15 protein-coding genes and 2 pseudogenes are annotated in these 19,754 nt (G+C 67.7%); 5 read left to right on the forward strand and 12 right to left on the reverse strand.

Features of this window, described 5'->3' with window-relative positions; translation table 11 throughout:
* Positions 1-104: 104 nt before the first annotated feature.
* The 8 genes from AC3IF1_RS04425 to AC3IF1_RS04460 all read right to left on the reverse strand — a co-directional run bounded on the left by AC3IF1_RS04425 (position 105) and on the right by AC3IF1_RS04460 (position 8,216).
* Positions 105-1,136, reverse strand: coding sequence for an alpha/beta fold hydrolase (locus AC3IF1_RS04425; protein WP_489216147.1), 1,032 nt, complete (start codon positions 1,134-1,136; stop codon positions 105-107).
* Positions 1,133-2,032 carry a fatty acid desaturase gene (locus AC3IF1_RS04430; protein WP_489216148.1) on the reverse strand — a complete coding sequence of 300 codons (900 nt, stop codon included), beginning with the start codon at positions 2,030-2,032 and terminating at the stop codon, positions 1,133-1,135. The genes AC3IF1_RS04425 and AC3IF1_RS04430 overlap by 4 nt, the downstream gene beginning before the upstream one ends.
* Positions 2,033-2,130: 98 nt before the next feature.
* Complete coding sequence (locus AC3IF1_RS04435; protein WP_489216149.1) at positions 2,131-2,286, reverse strand: ABC transporter ATP-binding protein; 156 nt, start codon at positions 2,284-2,286, stop codon at positions 2,131-2,133.
* Between the two features lie 76 nt (positions 2,287-2,362).
* The gene (locus tag AC3IF1_RS04440; RefSeq protein WP_243969401.1) at positions 2,363-3,067 is read right to left on the reverse strand and encodes an ABC transporter ATP-binding protein; all 705 of its coding nucleotides are present in this window, start codon (positions 3,065-3,067) and stop codon (positions 2,363-2,365) included.
* Entirely contained in the window at positions 3,064-4,953 is a 1,890-nt protein-coding gene (locus tag AC3IF1_RS04445; RefSeq protein ID WP_243969403.1) for a branched-chain amino acid ABC transporter ATP-binding protein/permease, read from the reverse strand. The genes AC3IF1_RS04440 and AC3IF1_RS04445 overlap by 4 nt, the downstream gene beginning before the upstream one ends.
* A complete protein-coding gene (locus AC3IF1_RS04450) occupies positions 4,953-5,828 on the reverse strand; it encodes a branched-chain amino acid ABC transporter permease (protein ID WP_489216150.1) in 876 nt (291 codons plus the stop codon). Before AC3IF1_RS04450 ends, AC3IF1_RS04445 begins: the two co-directional genes overlap by 1 nt.
* 10 nt (positions 5,829-5,838) lie before the next feature.
* Positions 5,839-7,146 carry an ABC transporter substrate-binding protein gene (locus AC3IF1_RS04455; protein WP_409564827.1) on the reverse strand — a complete coding sequence of 436 codons (1,308 nt, stop codon included), beginning with the start codon at positions 7,144-7,146 and terminating at the stop codon, positions 5,839-5,841.
* A gap of 44 nt (positions 7,147-7,190) precedes the next feature.
* Complete coding sequence (locus AC3IF1_RS04460) at positions 7,191-8,216, reverse strand: carbon-nitrogen hydrolase family protein (protein ID WP_243969409.1); 1,026 nt, start codon at positions 8,214-8,216, stop codon at positions 7,191-7,193.
* Positions 8,217-8,339: 123 nt separating this feature from the next.
* Here AC3IF1_RS04460 and AC3IF1_RS04465 point away from each other — a divergent pair, with 123 nt between their 5' ends.
* The 4 genes and pseudogenes from AC3IF1_RS04465 (at position 8,340) to selB (ending at position 14,435) form a co-directional block, all read left to right on the forward strand.
* On the forward strand, positions 8,340-9,266 hold the full coding sequence (locus tag AC3IF1_RS04465; RefSeq protein WP_489216151.1) for a LysR family transcriptional regulator: 927 nt from the start codon (positions 8,340-8,342) through the stop codon (positions 9,264-9,266).
* A gap of 967 nt (positions 9,267-10,233) precedes the next feature.
* Complete coding sequence (locus AC3IF1_RS04470) at positions 10,234-10,680, forward strand: MarR family winged helix-turn-helix transcriptional regulator (protein ID WP_243969426.1); 447 nt, start codon at positions 10,234-10,236, stop codon at positions 10,678-10,680.
* A 313-nt stretch (positions 10,681-10,993) separates the two neighbouring features.
* Positions 10,994-12,367: pseudogene (locus AC3IF1_RS04475) on the forward strand (ABC transporter substrate-binding protein).
* Positions 12,368-12,449: 82 nt separating this feature from the next.
* The gene (selB, locus tag AC3IF1_RS04480) at positions 12,450-14,435 is read left to right on the forward strand and encodes a selenocysteine-specific translation elongation factor (RefSeq protein WP_489216152.1); all 1,986 of its coding nucleotides are present in this window, start codon (positions 12,450-12,452) and stop codon (positions 14,433-14,435) included.
* A 319-nt stretch (positions 14,436-14,754) separates the two neighbouring features.
* Here selB and AC3IF1_RS04485 read toward each other — a convergent pair.
* From AC3IF1_RS04485 to AC3IF1_RS04495, 3 genes and pseudogenes are all read right to left on the reverse strand, one after another.
* Positions 14,755-15,117 (reverse strand): annotated as a pseudogene (locus AC3IF1_RS04485) (transposase); the annotation flags it as partial.
* A complete protein-coding gene (locus AC3IF1_RS04490) occupies positions 15,093-15,293 on the reverse strand; it encodes a hypothetical protein (protein WP_489216153.1) in 201 nt (66 codons plus the stop codon). The gene AC3IF1_RS04490 and the pseudogene AC3IF1_RS04485, both read right to left, overlap by 25 nt.
* A 354-nt stretch (positions 15,294-15,647) precedes the next feature.
* On the reverse strand, positions 15,648-16,901 hold the full coding sequence (locus tag AC3IF1_RS04495) for a cation:proton antiporter (protein ID WP_489216154.1): 1,254 nt from the start codon (positions 16,899-16,901) through the stop codon (positions 15,648-15,650).
* An 83-nt stretch (positions 16,902-16,984) separates the two neighbouring features.
* Between AC3IF1_RS04495 and AC3IF1_RS04500 the strand changes: the two genes are divergently transcribed.
* Positions 16,985-18,277 (forward strand): DUF2254 domain-containing protein, encoded by a 1,293-nt coding sequence (locus AC3IF1_RS04500; protein ID WP_489216155.1) that lies wholly within the window; start codon positions 16,985-16,987, stop codon positions 18,275-18,277.
* Between the two features lie 270 nt (positions 18,278-18,547).
* Here AC3IF1_RS04500 and AC3IF1_RS04505 read toward each other — a convergent pair whose 3' ends face one another.
* Positions 18,548-19,672: an aldo/keto reductase gene (locus AC3IF1_RS04505; protein WP_489216156.1), complete on the reverse strand. Its 1,125-nt coding sequence runs from the start codon at positions 19,670-19,672 to the stop codon at positions 18,548-18,550.
* Between the last annotated feature and the right edge of the window lie 82 nt (positions 19,673-19,754).

Below are 19,754 nucleotides of genomic sequence, written 5' to 3' on the forward strand. Positions count from 1 at the left end.
GGGGTTGACGCGATGATGTGACTTCTCTGCTTCGCCCGGGCGCCGAACCCGTTTGCAATTGATGCTCGAGATTTGGCGCGGATCTTGGGCGCAAGCCGCACCGATCAGGGGTTTATCGCGTCAGCCTCGAGGAAGGCCCGCACGGTGTCGCGGAGAAAGGCGGCGTCGGCCGCGTTGGCCGCGGGATTGCCGGCGCGATGGCCCCAGACGCTCGGGATCGGCCGCAGGACGGCCTCGCGCAGGTGCGGCAGCTCGGCGGCGTTGTCGGCGATGCGGAAGTAGAGATCGGTCTCGCCCGGCATCAGCAGCAGGCGGCCCGTGATCGCACCCAGCGCCCGCGCGAGGTCGCCGCCGAAGCGCGGGGCGCGGCTGATGTCGCCCGCCTCCCAGGTGCGGAGCTGCGCGTACAGGTCGGCCGCCGGGCGGCGAGCGAAGCGCTCCTCCCAGTCGGTGCACAAGAAGGTGTCGAGGTCCGGGGCGCCGAGGGCGGTGCGGTGCAGGTCGGCCCGGTAGAAGTCCTGGCTGAGCGCCCAGCCCGCGTAGATGCGTCCGAAGGCCCGGAGCGCGGCGGCGGGCTCGGCCGAGAAGCGGCCGGCGCCGCGATGCTCCGGCGCGGCCTCCAGCACCGCCATCAAACCCTTCAGGAACACGCGGTTGTGTGTGGCGGTCCGAGCGCTGCCGCAGTTGATCACCGCCCGGGCGATCTGCTCGGGAAACAAAGCCGCCCAGTGATAGGCCTGCTGCGCTCCCATGGACCAGCCGTAGACCGCGTGCAGGTGTTCGATGCCCCAGGTCTCTGCGAGCAGGCGGCGCTGAGCGTGGACGTTGTCCCAGGCGGTGACGAGGCCGGGCCAGTCCGGCGTGTTCGACGGGCTCGACGACAGGCCGTTGCCGAACATGTCCGGGATGACGATGAACCAGCGGCCCGGATCGAGTACCCCCTCGGGTCCGATCAGCCATTCGAGGTCGGGGTGCTGGGCCGCGTAGCTCGTCGGATAGAGCACGACGTTGTCGCGCTCGGACGAGAGGGTCCCGTGCGTCTTCCAGCGCAGATGCGCACCTGGCAGCACGGTGCCCGACTGAAGCGGCAGGTCACCGAGCGCGAAGGTACCGGTGCCTGTCGGCCATCCGGTCACGGGCGCAGCGTCCGGACGAAGCCGACATGCCATTTCGCGTAGCCGCGCTGGAGCACGACGAGCCGCTCACGCATCGCCGCGTGGGCGTCCGGCAGGCGATGGAACGGGATCGACGGGTAGAGGTGGTGCTCGGTGTGGAACGGCATGTTCCACATGAGCAGACGCATCAGGCTGTTGGTCAAGGTCGTGCGGGTGTTGGTCAGACCGTTGTTGTCCATCGTGCAGAGCGTGTGCTCGGTGAGCAGGTAGAGCCGCAGGAACGGCTGCCCTAGGAGCTGAGGCCCGATCCAGAACACCAGGGGCGCCCACCAGCCGATCAGCACCATACCGAGAACCGAGACGCCGAGCAGGACAGCGCACATCACTCTGAGCGACCGGATGATACGCGGCGCGGCGCGCTCCGTGATGAAGGGGTAAGCCGAGAGGTCGCCGCGCAGGCCGGCTGCAGCCACTTGGAGGCGGGTGCGCCAGTAGGGCAGTGCCATCACGCGCCAGACATAGGCGTCGAGGGTTGAAGGTGGCAGCAACGCGAGTTCGGGATCGTGCTCGGGATCCTGCGTGTGGCGGTGGTGGGCGAGGTGGAAGGCCGTGTAGAAGTGCCAGTTCAGGAGCGACGGGCAAGCGACCAGCCAGCCGGCGACGGCGTTGGCCCGGCGCGAGCGGAACGCGGTCAGGTGGATGGTCTCGTGGATCGGCGCGAACAGCGCCGATTGCACGATGCCTAGCAGCATCATGGCGGGCAGCAGCGTCCACGGTCCGGAGCGCCAGACCAGCCAGCCGAAGCCGGCCAACATCAGGACATGCGCGCCGAGGCGCATCGCACCGCGCAGGTCTGAGCGCTGCGACAGGGCCTTCACCTCCGCGCCCGTCAGAATCCGTCCGCTCGCCGAAGCCATGGATCTCCCCGAGAGTTGCAGGCGCCTCGAAAGACACACGGCTGCTGCATCATCCGTGCCGGTGCTGCCGGCCCTTGTTGCTGAACCGGCGGACACGCTCAGGCGGTCAGCGCCTCGGGCGCCGACGCGTCGAGCCCGCCGAACAGGCTGCGGCCCGGCATCGAGGCCACGAGGCCGCGGGTGTAGGAGTGCTCGGGCGCGGCGAAGATCGCAGCGGCTGGACCCGTCTCGACGATCCGGCCCTGCTGCATCACCGCGACCCGATCGGCGAACCAAAGCGGTGATCGCTCGATGTAAGCAGCCGCATCGAGGCGATGTCTGTGGTCTCGCTTACGGCGCCAAGCCCATGAAGTCCCGCATCGGAGCGGGATCTGTCCGGAGAGCGGAGGCCCGCCCCTCGTAGACGACGTGGCCGTTGTTGAGGCCGTAAACCCGGTCGGCGAAGCTCAGGACCGCTGCTACGTTCTGCTCAACCACGACGATCGTGCGCCCTTCCGCGGCCAGACGCTTCGTCAACACGATCAGATCCTGAACGATCAGCGGCGCCAGCCCCTCGAAGGGCTCGTCGAGGAGGAGGATGCGCGGGTCGCGGACCAGGGCGCGGGCGATCGAGAGCATCTGCTGCTCGCCCCCCGAGAGGGTGCGCCCCCGCGAGGTGCGTCGCTCCTTGAGCCGGGGGAAGATCTCCCAGATCCGATTGAGGGGCCACGCCTTGGGGGCGGTCAGGCGCGCGACGCGGAGGTTCTCCTCCACGGTCAGGCCGCCGAACACCGCGCGCTCCTCCGGCACTAACTGCATGCCAACACGAGCGATCTTCGAGGGCGGGAGCCCATGGATCGGCTGGCCGTCGAGGCGGATCGTGCCCTTCCTGGGGCTGAGCACGCCCATGAGGGTGCGCAGCGTCGTGGTCTTGCCCGCGCCGTTGCGGCCGAGCAGGGCCACGACCTCGTTCTCCTCCACTCGCAGGGAAACGCAGAATAGGACGTGGGAATCGCCGTAGAGGGTGTCGATCCCCTGGACTTCGAGCAGGCTCATGCGGCGCTTCCCATTGTGGCACCGGCTTCCGCCGGGCCGGCACCGAGATAGGCGCGCTGGACGGCTGCGTCCCGGCGCACGGAATCGGTTGGGCCGTCGGCCAGGAGGCGGCCCTCACACAGCACGGTGATCCGCTCGGCGAGGTTGAAGATCGCGTCGAGGTCGTGCTCGACCACGACGACCGTGCAAGCCTTCGCGATGCGCCGGATCAGAGCGCAGGTCGCCGCCCGCTCCGACAGGCTCATGCCGGCCAAGGGTTCGTCGAGGAGCAGCACGTTCGGGCTGGTGGCGAGCGCCATGCCGATTTCCAGCCGTCGCTTCTCGCCATAGGCCAGGACGCTCGCCGGGGTGCCAGCCCGCTCGCCGAGATCGAGAAGGTCCATCAGGGTCGCGACCTGCGCCTCCACCTCGAGGTGTCCGTCGGCGGGGGCGATGAGATCCAGGCGGAAGCCGCCCCGCGCCCGCGCCAGCGCCGCCACCCGCAGGTTGTCCCGCACCGTGAGGTCCAGGAAGAGCTGGTTGAGCTGATTGCTCTTGGCGATGCCCCGCTGGGCCGCCCGGCTCACCCCGCCTCCGGTCAGCCGCTCGCCGAACAGCAGCACCTCGCCCGCGCTGGGGCTCACTTCGTCGGAAAGCATCTTGAACAGAGTGCTCTTGCCCGCCCCGTTCGGCCCAATCACCGCGTGGATGGAGCCCCGGCGCACGATGAAGCTGACGCCGTCCACGGCTTTCAGGCCGCCATAGTGCCGGGCCAGCCCCCGCGCCTCCAGGGCGATCTCCGCATACGCGCTCCGGCCATCCACGGCCGGGCGCGGCATCGGAAGGGCGATCTCGGCCGGGATGGCGGCTGGCCGCGCCTCGCCCGTCGCTTCGATGGCTTCGGTCCGGGCCTGTGCCGCGTACAGGCGAAGGGCCTCCCGGCGGCGATTCCAGAGATGCAGGATCTCGCCGCAGATGCCCCGGCGCAAGCCGATGACGAGCCCGATGAAGGCGAGCCCCAGGACGAGCTTCCAGAGGGGGCCAAGGCCGGGAACGAGTTGCAGATTGTCGCGCAGCCACAGCCACAAGGCCGCGCCGACGAAGGGTCCGACCAGCGTACCGACGCCACCGACGATGGTCTGAACCACGAGCTGCCCCGAGGTCTCCAGAGCGAAGGCATCCGGCGGCATATAACTCTGGAACGGCCCGAGCATCGCCCCGGCAAGCCCGGCATAGAGGGCAGCGATGGTGAAGGCCGCGAGCTTGTAGGCCGGGACGTCGTGGCCAAGCATCGCCACGCGGGCGGTGTTCTCCTTCACTGCCCGTAGGATCAGCCCGACGGGCGAGCGGGCGATGCGGCGGGCCAGGACGAAGCCGAGGAGGAAGGTGACCGCAAGCAGCGTGTACATCGGCAGCCCGGCGGTGATCCGCACCGCACTTGCCCCGAAGCCGATCGTCGGTAGGGGCACCCCGGCTATGCCGTTCTCGCCGCCGGTCCAGTCCGAGAGCGGTGAGTTCTGGAAGAAGTAAGCCATCTGGCCGAAGGCCAGGGTGATCATGGCGAAATAGATGCCGATGCGCCGGACGGCGAGCCAGCCGACGAGGAGCCCGAACAGCCCCGCCGACAACGTCCCGGCCACAAGGGCGAGCCAGACGCTTCCCACCGCACCCGAGACGAGGAGGGTGGCGGCGACGAACCCGCCCGTCCCGTAGAAGGCCGCCTGCCCGAAGGACAGAAGGCCCGCGAGCCCGAACAGGATATCGAGACCGAGGCCGAAAAGGGCCCAGTTGAGCGCCCGGGAGAGCAGGTCGTGCGAGAAGCCGAGCGGCGGCAACAGGACCGGCGCCACCACGAGGAAGGCGGCAAGCGCCAGTTCCGGGAGAAAGCGGCGTAGGACGCGGGCCATCACACGCGGCCCTCCGTGCCGAACAGCCCCTGCGGGCGCGCGACGAGCACGAGGGCCATGAGGCCGTAGAGCATCACCTCGGAATAGGCGGAGCTGAAGGCACTAGTCAGGCTGATGACCTCGCCGGCGATAAGTCCGCCGACCACCGCGCCGGGGAAGGAGCCGAGCCCGCCCAGAACGATGACCACGAAGGATTGTACCATGAAGCTCGCGCCCATGTCGGGGGTCACCGAGACAACCGGGGCGTAGAGCATTCCCGCGAGCCCCACCGCGACGATGCCGATGGCGAAGACGAGGAGGAAGGTGCGGCGCACGTCGATGCCCAGGATGCCGACCATGCCGGCATTCTCTAAGCCCGCCCGCACCACGAGGCCGATCGCCGTCCGGTAGAGGACGAGATAGAGGCCGACTAGCAGCGCTGCGACGATGCCGATGAGCTGGAGGCGGTAGGTCGGGTAGACAAGGAAGCCGAGCTTCGTCGCGCCCACGCCCCAGGACGGCACGGGTACCCGCTGGCTGTTGCCGCCGAACCAGGCGCGCAGGGCCTCCACGAGGACGATGCCAATGCCGTAGGTAACGAGAATCTGGTCCTCGTCCGGCCGCGCGTAGAAGTGGCGGATCACCAGCCGCTCCATCGCGCAGCCGATAATCAGCATGACGGCGCAGCCACCGAGCATCGCCAGCAGGAAGGAATGCGTCGCCGACATCATCACGAAGGCTGTGTAAGCCCCCACGGCGAACAGCGCGCCGTGGGCGAAGTTGAGCACGCCGAGCGTGCCCAGGATGATGGTGAGCCCGCTGGAGACGAGCGCCAGAAGGCTCCCGAGGGCAAAGCCATTAAACGCTTGGGAGAGAAGAACCGCCGTACTGGGCATCGGCACGGTCTCAGGTGTAGGGGCCGAGCTTGCAGCCGAACAGGTCGGGCGGGTTCATCACCGCCTCGCCCTCGACCAGGTCGACGATCTCGTAGAAATCCTCCGGCCCCTTCATCGCGCCGGGGGCCTTGCCCTTCAGAATAGGGATCGGCCGAACCATCTGGTGATCCTCGGCGCGGTAATAGACGCGGCCGATGGTCGAGTCGTAGGGCTGGCTCTTCGATGCTTCCATCGCCCTAGTGATGTCGACTGGGTTGAACCCGCCGACGCGTTCGACGGTGAGCGCCCAGAGATAGGTCTGCATGTAGGCGATGTGCGCGCCCCAACGCGGGTGATACTTGTTCTTCTCGAAGAAGCTCGCCACGAAGGTCTTGGCCAGTGAATAGCGGTCCTCCAGCGTCCACCAGAAATCACAGGAGCCGTAGACGCCCTGCATCAGCTCGGCACCCAGCTCCTTGTCCTGGAACGAGGACAGGTTCGGCACCACAAGCTTCATGCTCGACAGGACACCGAACTGCTCGGCCTGCTTGGTCGAGGCGACCGCATCGGCCCCGAAGCAGATGTTCACGAAGACGTCCGCGCCGCTATTGGCGATGTTGAGGAGAGCCGAGCTGTAATCGGCGGTGCCGAGCGGCACGGTCTCCTTCAGCACCTGCGTCCAGCCCGCCTCCTTGGCGAATTTCGCAAAGGAATCGTAGACCGTCTGGCCGTAGGTGTAGTCCGGCACCAGGAAGGCCATCTTGCGCTTGGGTCCGAGGGCCTTGGCGACTACCGGGGCCAGTGCCTTGGCCGCCATGTAGGCATTCTGCTGCGAGCGGAAGCCGTAGCGCTGGCAGTTCTTGCCAGTGACGTCGTTCGAGCCGGCGATACCGACCATGTAGAGGACCTTGTCGCGGCTCGCGAGCTCTTCGAGGGCGATAGCCTCGGAACTGCTCACTGAGCCCGAGAACTGGATCGCCTTGTCCCGCTGGATGAACTGCGTCGCCGCCTGCACCGCGACGTTGGGTTTCCCCTCTGTATCGGCGACCTTGTAGCGGATCTGGCGCCCGAGCACGCCCTTGCCCTTGAGGCCCCAGGCGGCCGGGATCTCCCCGCCCGCATTGATCTGCGCGATGGCGAGTTCGTAGCCGAGCTTCAGGTCGTTCCCGTCACCGGAGAACACGCCGGTCAGCGGCATGGTCAGGCCGACGAAGACGGAGTCGGCGCCGACACCCTCCGGGAAGGTGCCGATCGCGGCGGGCGTCTGCGCGCGAGCCAAGCTCGGCAGCATCAGTCCGGCGGCGCCCCCGAGGAGCAGCTTGCGACGGTCGAACATTATAGCACATCTCCGCTCGGGCAGGGGTCGAGGCAACGCTCAGCAAGTCATGCGCCGTCGCCGGGAACAGGCGCGGGAACACTCGCCGGCGGCTGGGCGAAACCGGGATCGCGAAAGGCCGCGGGGGCGAGGCGGCGGCGGTTCACCGTGAGGTCGAACACGTCGAAGCGGTTGTAGTAGCCGACCACGTCGTGGAACTGCTTCGGCTCGATGCAGGCCGCGAGATCGATCTCGCCATAGAGGATCCCCTCCTCCTGCAGCACCTCGCCGATCTGGGAACCGGTCGGATCGAGGAAGAACGAGGCCGCACGCGGGGTCCCTTCCAGCACCTCGGCGGCGCGGGGATCGCAGGCGGCGATGGTGTCAAAGGCTTTGCGGTCGAGCACACTGGCGGTGATGAGGCCGAAGACCTTGGCCTCGAAGCAATGGGCGCCCGCCCGGAGCCGGTTGGCGGCGAGATTGTCGTAATTGCCCCCGCCCGACGGTCGACGCGTCGGCCAGACCGGCGGCCAGGACGAGATGTGGAACTGCTCGCCCTGCGCCATCAGGCTGTATCGGGCGAGTGGGTTGGTGTTCTCGCCGCAGATGAGCTGGCCGATCCGGCCGATGGAGGTCTCGACCACCTTCAGGCCCGCCCCGTCGCCTGCCGCCCAGATCAGCTTTTCGTAGAAGGTCGGGACGAGCTTGCGGTGATGGTTGAGGATGTCGCCGCTCTCGCCGATCAGCAGGTTGCTGTTCCACAGGCAGGCGACGCTCACAGGCGAACGCTCGCTCAGGCCGATGGAGACGACGATCCCCGCAGCCTTCGCGGCCTCGCGGATGAGGGCAACCTCCGGCCCGTCGATCACGACCGACTGGTTGGCCATGCGGGCGAACAGGTCGTGGTTGTCGATCGGCGCTGCCAGAGCGGCCCAGATCGGGAAGGCCGGGATGAATGTCTCCGGGAAGGCGACGAGGGCCGCCCCGGCCCTGGCCGCCTCGTGGATCAGCGAGACCGCCTTGTCCGTCGTCGCCTTCGCGTCGAGGAAGACGGGGGCTGCGTGAATGGCGGCGGCCTTGAAGCGGGGATGCATGGGATGCCCTTTCCCGGCCGAGCTTAGGCAGCGTGGCCGCCGCTTGAAGCGGGCAAATCCGCAAGCACCCTTGCATGCATCCCGAGCCGCCGAGGTGGCGCGACTCTTGCGCCGCGCAGGCTCATGCGTGCCCTCGATCAGCTCGATTGGGATGACCTGAAGGTCTTCGTCCATGCCGCCCGCGGCGGCAGCCTCGCTGGTGCCGCCAAGCGGCTAAGGGTCGATCAATCGACGGTCAGCCGCCGCATCGCGCATCTCGAATCCGCGCTCGGCGTCTCCCTATTCGAGCGCGTGCCATCCGGCCTGCGCCTGAGTGAGGCCGGTCAGCGACTGCTCGGCCATGCGGAGCGGGTGGAGAGCGCCATTATCGCCATGGAGGAGGAAGTCACTCCCGGTTCTGGACAGGCCGGGGGCCGCGTTCGGCTCGCGACGATGGAGGGCATCGCTTCCCTCTACCTCGCCGAGCGTTTCGTGCGCCTGCACGAAACGCATCCCGACCTCACCGTCGAGTTGTTGACATCGCCCCAGACAGTCTACGTGAACCGCCGGGAGGCCGACCTCTTCCTGAGCTTCTTCAAGCCGCCTGGGCAGGCGCTCGTCTCCGCCCGGATTGGCCGCTTCCGGCTCGGGCTCTACGCCTCACCGGGCTACCTCGACCGAGCGGGAACGCCGCGATCCATCCAGGATCTGGAGCGCCACGCCTTTGTCACCTACGTCGAGGACCTCGTGCAGGTCGATTGCGTGCGGTGGCTCGACGAGATCATCGCGGATCGGCGTACCGTGTTCCACTCGACGAGCATGATCGCGCAGAAGCAGGCGGCCGCCGGTGGGCTCGGCATCGTCCTCCTCCCGAGCTTCGCGGTTGCCGGACGCGACCTTCTGGTCCCGGTACTGCACGATGACTTGTCGACGACCCGAGATCTCTGGCTCAACGTCCACACCGACCTGCAATTCTCGCCCCGCATCAGGGCGGTCTCGGACTTCTTGAAAACTCTGTTCCGCTCCGACCCCTCGCTGCAAGTCAATCTTCGGCTTCCGCAGCCGGTCTAAATTTTGGGATCAGCGAAGTATTCGATGGACTGTCCCGAAACTGCCCGGGCAGTATAATTCTTTAATACGAGAGATAGCTCTTAAATATTACTCGATGTGCATACAGATAGATTGATCCAGGACCAATCAACGTCTTTGTGTTTGAGTATATGTTCTTTTGCACTACACCTTCCATTCCGATGGGAATGTCCGCTTTGGGGAGCCGCGCCGATCATTTCCTGTGACCGGGTTGGGTCGGAACCGGGATGGCCGCTGCGGGCGGAAAGCGGACTTTCAGAGCCTAGTGACCTACCTCGAACTCCACTTCGACCTGGCCACCTGCAGCGAGATGGCGCAGGCGCAATGTTGCCGGAGCGCTTGCGGTCTCCAGTGTCGAGAACTTGACTTGAGGCGCGTTCGGCCCACGCCAAGTCAAGTTGGGCGCACTGGAATGGTCCTCGAAGGTCGCGCACGCGCCTGCGAACACGAGGTTCTGGTCGTCCGCTAGGCGGTCGTTCGATACCGCCGCCGGGACGACGAATACGCGGTTGTAGCAGAAGGGCGCGATAGCCCCGCCACCGTTCCAGGACGCTAGGACCACACTGAATGAACCATCTGGCGAGGCGACGACAGTCAGGTTGTCCGGCGCAGACGGTTCGCCTGGCAGTGAAGGCCAGACCCAACCCCACGACGGTGCCGAGCCCGATGAGTATGAGGGCGCTCGCCAAAATTCGAACCGCGAGCCTAACCATGTCGGCCTCCGAGCGACCCATTCAGGTGAGCCGCCGCTCATACTCGCATACGCAACCTGAAGGTCTGCCAAGGGTGGATAGGCGCCGGTCCGCTTTCGGGCGACTTTTCGCGGATGCGGACGCTCAGAGAGCGGGAAAGGCAGGCCTGTTAGGCGCGTTTCCCGCCGCACAAGATACAGCCCGTTGACAATGTCTTTCACGCGTGAATGATTAAAGTCTGAATGGAGCAGCGGCCAGTGGCAACGTCGACGAAGCAACGCGGCCTGCGGCTGGACGACCAGCTCTGCTTCGCCCTCTACGCCGCTACGAACTCGGTCGTGCGCGCCTACAGGCCGCTACTGGGCGAGTTCGGGCTGACCTACCCGCAGTACCTCGTCATGCTGGCGCTCTGGCAGGATGGCGTGACGGCAGTGCACGACCTCGCCGCCCGCCTGCAACTCACGTCCAGCGCGATTACGCCCTTGGTCGACCGGCTGGAGGCGGCTGGCTTCGTGATCCGGACCCGCGCCGCGGACCGGCGCATCGTCCTCGTCGCCCTGACGGAGGCGGGCCGCTTGCTGGAGGACCAAGTCGCGACGGCACAGCAGGCCGTGGTCTGCCGTACCGGCCTCGGCGACCGCGAGCTCGCCGACCTGCGCCAGGAGTTGAAGGATCTCGCTGACCGCGTCGCCGCAACGGGCTGAGAATGCACCGCGCGCAGGTGGGCGGATGATGCGCCCCGAGTGGGCGAACTGAAACCGCGAGGGTTCGACGCCGGCCTGGCCGACGACCCACGCGGACCAATCGAGGGCCATGCGCAACTGCAGGTGCCTTCCATGCTGTCGGCTCGCGATGAGCCGGACGATGCTCGCACGCCATGCGGGTCGAACACGAGGAGGAGATATGGACGCGCAAGCGACCGGGGACCCGGGGGGCGGACAGCCCTGGGGACCCCACCATACGGTGACGGTGGTCGATCCGTCGCCGGTGAACTGGCTCTCCATCACCTGGAACACGATGGAGGAGGCCAACCGCGTCGATCACGACGGCATCGGCCAGCCGAGCCTCGCCGAGAGCTGGCGCTGGCTCGATGGCGAGATCCTCGAACTCAAGATGCGGGACGCAGTCTATCAGGACGGCGAGCCCTTCAACGCCGCGATGTTCAAGCTCGGGTTCGACAAGGTCCAAGAATGGACCAACCCGCACCCGCCGGGCGCCTTCCTGAACTTCGCCCGGGACGTGACCTGCGAGGCGGTGGACGACCGTACCATCCGCATGCGCTTCCCCGGCGGTGATTCTGCGGCGCTGATGAAGCTGCGCGGCATGCACCTGCCGTCGACGCGCTTCTGGAATGAGTGGGGTTTCGTCGACCCGAAGACGGGGTCGGCAGAAGGTCATTGGTGAGTGATCGACGCGCCTGGTCCGTGGGGGACTGGCCCGTTCGTGCTCACCGAGGGCGTCTCGCTCATCGATAGCCGCTCCGACCGCGTGGTCATGGAGCCCAACCCGACGTACTGGAACCCGGCCCGCAGGCCGACGGTCCGGATCGTCTACGACAACGTCATCGGCAAGGCCGAGGGCATCAAGTCGGTCGCGGCCGGTGACGGCCGGGTCGACGTGGTGTTCGATCTGACGCCGGACGAGGCGCACGCCTTCCCGGCAAGCGAGCACGGCAGGATCCAGACGAAGAAGGCGAAGACGATCCTGACGGGCGTCTTCAACGAGAACCGTCCGGACACGCCCTGGCGCAACCCGGAGGCCCGCCGGGCGCTCAACCTCGCCATCGACCAGGCCTTCGTGCTGGAGCACGGGGCGCATGGCTACGGCACGGTGATCCCGGCCTTCATCCAGCCCGGGCGCTACGGAGCGGACCCGGACATGAAGCCGATGCCGCACGACCCCGAGGGTGCCAAGCGCACGCTCGACGGCCTGGGCCTCGGGGGACGGGAATTGGTCTTCGTCGCCTCGCCCGCCTGGAAGGGCGTGGTGGACGCCATCGGCCAGTGCCTCGCCAAGGTCGGCATGGGCTGCCGCTTCGTCAGCGCCAAGGATGAGCCGCCGGCGGAGTTCGACGTCAAGCTCGAATGGTACTTCGACTGGACGCCGCAATATCCGGTGGCCTGCGTGCACCGGGAGTTCTTCGGACGTGACGCGACCCTGCGCCAGGGTCCGGAGGATCCGAAGTTCGACGCCCTCTACGAGAAGCTCTTGCATACGCCGGAGACCGAAACGGAGGGGGTGGTGCGCGAGGTGGAGCGCTACCTGCAGGACGAGGCCAAGGCCCTGTTCCTGTACTCGCCCTTCACCCTGTTCGCGGTGTCGGACCGGGTAGAGTTCACACCCTACGACACCTGCATGTCCGAACTCGCCGAGACCCGGATCAAGGGTTGATGCCTTCGGGCTGAAGTAAACGCCGGCGCGGGGTGACCCGCGCCGGTCCTTCGCGTCAAATGCCGCTCGGTCGAGGGACAAGATGATCGTCGCGACCGCCGGGCACATCGATCACGGCAAGACGGCCCTAGTGAAGGCGTTGACGGGGGTCGATGCCGACCGGCTGCCGGAGGAGAAGGCCCGGGGCATCACCCTCGACCTCGGCTTCGCCTACGCGCCGAGGAACGGTCGCCTGCGGGTCCCGCTAGGCTTCGTTGACGTGCCGGGCCACGAACGCCTGGTGCGCACCATGGTGGCGGGCGCCACCGGCGTGTCCTGCGCGCTTCTAGTGGTCGCCGCCGACGACGGGGTGATGCCGCAGACGCGCGAGCACGCTGCCATCCTCGACCTTCTCGGCCTGGACCGCGGCGTCGTCGCGGTGACGAAGTCCGACCGCGCCGATCCAGAGCGCGTCGTGGCGGTGGCCGCGGAGATCCACGCCCTCCTCGCCGGAACCGGGCTCGCCGCGGCGCCGGTCGTCGCTTGCTCCGCGCTGACGGGGTCGGGCATCGACGATCTCGCCCGTCGGCTGGAGGCTGCGGCGGGCTCCCACGCCCCGGCAGGTGCGGATCGCGGCTTCCGCCTTGCCGTCGACCGGCGCTTCACCGTGCCCGGTGCCGGCTTGGTCGTGACCGGGGCGGTGCACGCGGGCACGGTGCGGGTGGGCGACCGGCTCCTCGTCTCGCCAAGCGCGCGCGAGGTCCGGGTGCGCGCCGTGCGCGTCCACGATGCGGTGACCGAGACCGCGTGCGCCGGGGAGCGCTGCGCCCTGAACCTGGCTGGTTCTCGCCTTTCGCTCGACGATGTGGGCCGGGGCACGTGGATCTTGGCGCCGGACCTGCACGGGCCGGCGACCCGCCTCGACGTCTCCGTGCGCGTGCTGCCGCACGAGGTTCGCCCCCTGCGCCACCGTACGCCGGTGCATCTCCATCTCGGCGCGGCCGCGGTGACCGGACGGTTGCTGCTTCCCGGGAGCGGATCGGTCGAGCCCGGCGCGTCCGCCCAGGCGGTGATCACGCTCGACCGCGAGGTCGGCGCCCTCGCCGGGGACCGCTTCGTCCTGCGCGACGTCTCGGCCGCGCGCACGCTCGGGGGCGGTCGCGTGATCGACGTGGAGGGACCGCGCCGGGGTCCCTGGACGCTGGAACGCCGGGCTGTTGTCGCAGCCCTCGACACCGCGGACGACGGTCGGGCGCTCCGGGGGCTCCTCGACACCTCCGGGCCCGGGATCGACCTCGCTCGGTTCGCGCGCCTGCGCAACCTGCCCGTGGCGAAGCTGGAAGCACTCGTCGCCGAGGCGGGGGCGGTCGTGGCAGAGGATGGCCCGCGGCTCGCCTTCCAAGGCGAGCGGGTCGCGGCACTGGCCGCGGGCGTGATGTCCGAACTCGCCCGGACCCACATGGCGCAGCCTGACAACCCCGGGCTTACGCGGGACGAAATCGCGTCGACGTTGGAGGCCGGGGACCGTCCGGCCCTCCCAGCCGCCCTCGATGGCCTCGTCCGGACGCAGCAGGTCTTGCAGCGCGGCTCGCTCCTGCACCTGCCCGGCCACACGGCGCGCCTGCGTCCGGCCGACGCCGTCGTCTACGATGGCGTCCGCGCCGTGCTGGAGGAGGCGGGCTTGGACCAGCCCCGCGTTACCGTCCTCGCAGACCGCCTGGACCGCGAACCGGACGATCTCCGCCATCTCCTCGACAAGGCCGGCCGCCTCGGCTGGCTCCAGCGCATCTCGAAGAACTACTACGCGTTGCCGGAGGCGGTCGCCGAACTGGCGCGGATCGCGGATGCCGTGGCGCGCCAGCATCCCGAAGGCCTGTTGACCGTCGGGCGCTTCCGCGAGACGGCCGGTATCGGTCGCAACATGACCATGCCGCTCCTCGAGTTCTTCGACGAGCGAGGCTTCACGGTGCGGATCGCGGAGGGACGGCGCATCCGAACCGACTGGCGCGTCCTAGCCCCATCGAACCTGCATGCCCCGCCGCCGGAGGCGCCGGGTTTGGATCCAACGGACTTGCGGGTGTCAGCATGAAGGTGGGGGCGCTTCTCATGGTTCCGGCTTAAGCATCCCGGAACGGGCTCTCGTACAGGGCAGCGTACATCAAGGTATTCCGCGTCCCGCATGAACGACTGCTTTCGGGTTTCGTTCGACCCGAGTCGGATGGCCGGGTTGGGTCCAGGCCGTGTCAAAACGCCGGGAATGGGCTTTGCGCTCGGGTGCCCCCCAATCTTGCGAGAATGGGCGTTCCATCGCTTGGAGCGACCTTTTGTGGTCGAGCGACAATCCGATTGAGTTGAAGGCGCTGTTGTACGGCTTTTCAGTTCCTCAGTGAGCGATCCAAGGCTCTTGCTCAGGCGGGAATGGCATCTAAGAGCTTCCGGCTTCCCAGAATGTTGAGAACACGCGTCAGATTGTAGGCCAGGACCTGAAGTGCCATCTCGGTCGAGACGCGCGGCAACGTCTTGGTCAGGAAGTGCGTCGCCCCCATCCGCGCCTTCAACGTGCCAAAGGGGTGCTCGACCGTCTCGCGCCGGACCCGCATGGCCAGCGGATCGCCGTCCAACCGGCGCTGCACGGCCTCCAGTACGTCCTCGTGCTCCCACCGTGTCACCCGGCGCTCCTTCCCCGTCGTGCAGTCCGCCTTCATCGGGCAGGTCTGGCAGACGTTCGTCCAGTAACGATGCAGCGTCAGACCATTCTCGACCGAGGTGTGCCAGATCGGCCCGTCCGTGCCGCATCGACGCCCGCAAAGCCGAGCGCGCCGAGTTCCAGGGCCTCCACGAAGGCATCGACGACACGGACAGGGTTGTCCTCAGCGATCCAGTCTTCCAGGCAAGGCGGAAATAGCGTCGTCTGATTGCGCTCGGTACCGACAACAAACCGTCCCATGCCGGCCTCCGGTCGTGCAGAGGAAAGCTGCCACCATCGGAGTTTTGACACAGCCAGGGTCGGATGCGGAACGTCCGGTTCGGAGCGACAGGCCAACGTCCGCTTCCCACCCCGAGCCGAAGTTGCTGGAGGGCTCATCAACGGCCGCTTTGGAGCAGCGCAGCCAGCGGTCTGGGCGGCTGGGTTGGGTCGGGAGCGAGATGGCTGCTCGGGGCGGATCTCTGCAGGTCCGCTTTTCGGCTCGCAATGCATCCAAGCGGACGTTGTCGTCAGCCGCTTACACTTCCCAACAGACCTCTCGTAATTTCGTCCGTCACTGTCAGTTCGCATTGGCTCAGGGAAGTTCAGTGACGGTTAGCTCGCTCGAAGGGTCCGCCGCGCTACGAGGCCGAGGGTCGACCCCTGCACGATGATGGTGAACAACACCACGGCGTAGGTCGCCGCCAGGATCGCGGGCTTGGCCTCGCTCTCCGGGATCGAAAGGGCCAGCGCCACCGAGATGCCGCCGCGCACGCCCGCCCAGGTCAGGAACGGCACGTTGCCAAGCGAGAGGTTGCCTCCCCAGCGGAACAAGAGGACAGGCGTCGTGACCGCCACGAGGCGAGCGACGAGCACAATGGGCACTGCGCAGGCTGCTAGGGCCAGTCCGGAGACCTGGAAACGCAGGACGAGCACTTCCAGGCCGATCAGGAGGAACAGGACCGAGTTCAGCACCTCATCGACGAGCGTCCATAGGATCGAGACGTACTTCTGGGTGTTATCGCTCATCGCGTAGCGCGGGGCGCGCTCGCCGATCAGAAGCCCGGCAGCCACCACCGCGAGGGGGCCGCTCGCCCCGAGCTTCTGCGCGATGGCGTAGGTCCCGGTCACGAGGGCCAGAGTGATCAGCACCTCCACGGGGAAGTCGTCGATGGCCTTCATCGCCCGGTAGGCGACGTAGCCGGTGACGACGCCAAGCAGCATGCCTCCCCCGGCCTCGTGGAGGAGGAGCGTCGCCACCCCGCCCGCGCTCGTCGCCTCGCCGCCCTTGCCGGAGGCGAAGGCGACGAGCACCGTGAACAACACGATGCCGACGCCGTCGTTGAACAGCGCCTCGCCCTGCATCTCGACTTCAAGGGCTTCCGGCACCTCCACGTTCTTCAGGGTAGCCAGCACTGCGACGGGATCGGTCGGGCTGATCAGCGCGCCGAACACGAGAGCCCAGCCCAGGGGCAGCGGGGTGCCGAGCGTCTGTCCCGCCGCCCAGAACGCCCCGCCGACCAGGGCGGTGGAGATGACCGTCCCGAGCAACGCGAGGGTCGCCACCGCCATGGACCGCTCCCGGAGCGCCCGGAGGTCGAGGTTCATTGCGCCGGCGAACAGCAGGAACGCCAGCATGCCATTCATGACCACGCCGGTGAAGTCGACTTGGTCAAGGACGCCCGTCAGGTCCTGATAGAGATGCTGCGCTGGGAAAGCGACGTCGACGAGCACCAGCGCGAGCGAGGCGAGTAGCCCCATCACGAGCAGGCCGATGCTGTGCGGCATGCGCAGGAAGCGCCGGTTCAGCCAGCCGAACAACGCCGACAACGTCAGCAGCATGGCTGCGAGGTCGAAGATAGAGATCAAGGGCCGTCCTTCCCGCCTGCGGTCATCCGGAACGCCCCATCGTGCCGGTCGTTGCCGGGCTCGGAAGGGGGCGGTCCGCAACGATGAGAGTACGCGTCAAAGCCTGGCTTGAGATCCTCGGCGACATGTTCTGGCTCCGGCCGGCCCTCGTCGTCCTCGGCTGCATCCTGCTGGCCCAGTTCGGGGTCTGGCTGGAGACGGCCCACGTCGCCGGCTTCGACCCCTCCTCGCCGGACACGAACTGGGGCTATTCCGGCGGGGCCGAGGGCGCGCGGGCGCTGCTCAGCGCCATCGCCTCCTCGAACATCGGGGTCGCGGGCACAACCTTCTCCATCACCATCGCCGCCCTGACCCTGGCTTCCGGTCAGATGGGCCCCCGGCTCCTGCGCAACTTCATCCGCGACGGCCGCAATCAGACGGTGCTCGGCATCTTCCTTGGCACTTTCGCCTACGCGCTGATGGTCCTGCGCACGGTGCGGACGGTGGAGGAGGACCCGTTCGTCCCGCACCTCGCCATCACCGGCGCCCTGGTCCTAGCGCTGGTCGCGGTCGGCACGCTGGTCTGGTTCGTCCACCACATCGCCACCAGCATCAACATCGAGACCGTGGTCGACGCCGTCCAGCAGGACCTTTGCCGGGCCATCGCGGCCCATACCCGGGACGAACCCGGGGCCGCCCGTCCCGACGACGCGCCACTTGGACGGGCCGCGGCTGCGACCGGGGGCGGCTACGTGCAGGCCATCGACGAGGACGCCTTGGCGGACTGGGCCCACGGGCACGGGATCGCGGTCACCCTGCGGGTGCGGCCCGGCGACTACGTACCGAGCGGCATCCCCATCGCGTTATTGTCCGCGCCGGTTGAGGGGGCCGAGGCCGCCATCCTCGACGCGGTGACGCTCGGCCGCCGCCCTGCCGCGCTCCAGGACCCGGAATACTCAGTGCGGCAGTTGGTCGAGATCGCGGTCCGGGCCCTTTCGCCCGGCATCAACGACCCGTTCACCGCCGGCAGTGTGGTGGACCATCTCGGCGACGCCTTATGCCGGATCGCGCCGCGGCATCTGCCGACCGGGGTGACGCTCCGGGATGGCCACGCCGTGCTCGTCCATCCCGTGACGGACTACGTCGGGCTGTGTGATGCCATGTTCCACATGATCCGGCAGAACGCGGCCGGCTCGGTCCACGTGCTAGGTCGGATGCTCGACGTCCTTGCCCGCGTCGCCGAGGTCGAGAGGCGGCCCGACCGGACGGCGGAGCTTTACCGGCATGCCGGTCTCGTTATCTCCGCGGCCCGCCGCGACGTGGCGGATCCGTCCGACCTCGCCGACCTGGAGGACCGCTACAGTCGGTTCGGCGGCGCCGACTCAGTCGGCACCTAGTACGCCCCCTTGTCTGGGATGTTCAGAAGATTGCCGCAGCTTGTCTGCTTTGGGGGATGTCGGCGGGGGCCTCTCAGTGGCTGGGTTGGGTCAGTAGAAGCCTGTCCGCTTTTCCAACCGATTTTCTCCGAAGCGGACAGGCAGCTTCCGGCCATACCACGTCACGCCATATCGTCAGCGTACGCATAACCGGACATTCGGCTTTGCGCCCATTCCGGCTGTTCGGAGGCATCCCTGCTTCTCCTCCAAAGCGGACACCAGCCTTTTGCCTCAGGCCCCCTCTGACATGGCTTGAACATGGCTGCCGCCGAACACGACGTGCTGCCGCATTGGCGGTCTGGCCAAGCCGTAGATGAGGCGCGGCTCGGGCGACGCTCTGGCTGCGTCCAATGCAGCCCGATGGTCGGGTGCGAGGGTGAGACTGAGTGCTGCCGCGTTGTCGGCGACCTGTACCGCCCGGCTCACGCCCATCAGCGTCGAAGCCACGCCTGCACGCGCCATCACCCACGCCAGCGCCACTCGCGCTGGCGGCTGCCCAATCGCATGAGCCACCTGGCGTACCGCCTCCACGATCTTCCAGTTGCGCGGCGTGAACAGGCTGTCGCCGAATGGGTTCGCCCCGTCCAGGCGCTTATCCTCGGCGGGACGCAGTTCGCCAGCCATGGCCGCGTCTCTCGGCAGGCCGTCCGCGCGTATTTCACTGCGCGCCTCGACGGCGGTCCGGTCGTACTTGCCAGTCAGCAGCCCGTAGGCCAGGGGCGACCAGGGCACCAATCCAAGGCCGAATTCGGCTGCAAGCGGTACGTGCTCGTCCTCTACGTCCCGGTTCACGAGGGAGTAGAAGTACTGCAGCCCGATCGGCCCCGGCAGGCCGCGCACGCCCGCCAGCGTCGCGAGCTTGGCGACGTACCAAGCGGGCGTGTTCGACAGGCCCCAGTAGCGGATCTTGCCTGCCCGCACGAGGGCCGCCATCGTCTCCAATAATTCCTCCGCCGGCGTGACGCCGTCCCAGACGTGGATCCAGTACAAGTCGACGTAGTCCGTCGCGAGCCGGCGCAGCGATCCTTCCAGCGTGGTGTAGACGTGCTTGGCGCCGTTGCCGCCCGCGTGCGGTCCGGTGCCGGTGGCAAACCCCGACTTCGTCGCGAGCACGATTCGGTCCCGCAGGCCATGCTCGGCGATGAAGCGGCCGACCATCGTCTCGCTTACGCCTCCGGCGTAGACGTCGGCGGTGTCGAGGAAGTTGCCGCCGGCCTCGACGTAGGCGTCGAACACGGCGCGAGCCGCCGCCTCGTCCATGCCCCAGCGCGCCGTGCCGAAGGTCATGGTGCCGAGCGCCAAGGGACTCACCGCCAATCCCGAGCGGCCGAGCGTGCGATAGTGGGTCAGATCCATTGCTGCGCCTCGTCGATGACGCGCAAGAGCTAGCCCAGCGCGGCGCGAGCGATTAGCCGTTTCGCACGGCATGCGCTTATGA

The organism is Methylobacterium sp. E-012, from assembly GCF_057836545.1.

Bases quoted from the DNA above. Each gene is read 5' to 3' on its own strand.
- AC3IF1_RS04430 (WP_489216148.1), bottom strand. From the start codon at position 2,032: ATGGCTTCGGCGAGCGGACGGATTCTGACGGGCGCGGAGGTGAAGGCC.
- AC3IF1_RS04440 (WP_243969401.1), bottom strand. From the start codon at position 3,067: ATGAGCCTGCTCGAAGTCCAGGGGATCGACACCCTCTACGGCGATTCC.
- AC3IF1_RS04445 (WP_243969403.1), bottom strand. From the start codon at position 4,953: ATGGCCCGCGTCCTACGCCGCTTTCTCCCGGAACTGGCGCTTGCCGCC.
- AC3IF1_RS04450 (WP_489216150.1), bottom strand. From the start codon at position 5,828: ATGCCCAGTACGGCGGTTCTTCTCTCCCAAGCGTTTAATGGCTTTGCC.
- AC3IF1_RS04460 (WP_243969409.1), bottom strand. From the start codon at position 8,216: ATGCATCCCCGCTTCAAGGCCGCCGCCATTCACGCAGCCCCCGTCTTC.
- AC3IF1_RS04465 (WP_489216151.1), top strand. From the start codon at position 8,340: ATGCGTGCCCTCGATCAGCTCGATTGGGATGACCTGAAGGTCTTCGTC.
- selB (WP_489216152.1), top strand. From the start codon at position 12,450: ATGATCGTCGCGACCGCCGGGCACATCGATCACGGCAAGACGGCCCTA.
- AC3IF1_RS04490 (WP_489216153.1), bottom strand. From the start codon at position 15,293: ATGGGACGGTTTGTTGTCGGTACCGAGCGCAATCAGACGACGCTATTT.
- AC3IF1_RS04500 (WP_489216155.1), top strand. From the start codon at position 16,985: ATGAGAGTACGCGTCAAAGCCTGGCTTGAGATCCTCGGCGACATGTTC.
- AC3IF1_RS04505 (WP_489216156.1), bottom strand. From the start codon at position 19,672: ATGGATCTGACCCACTATCGCACGCTCGGCCGCTCGGGATTGGCGGTG.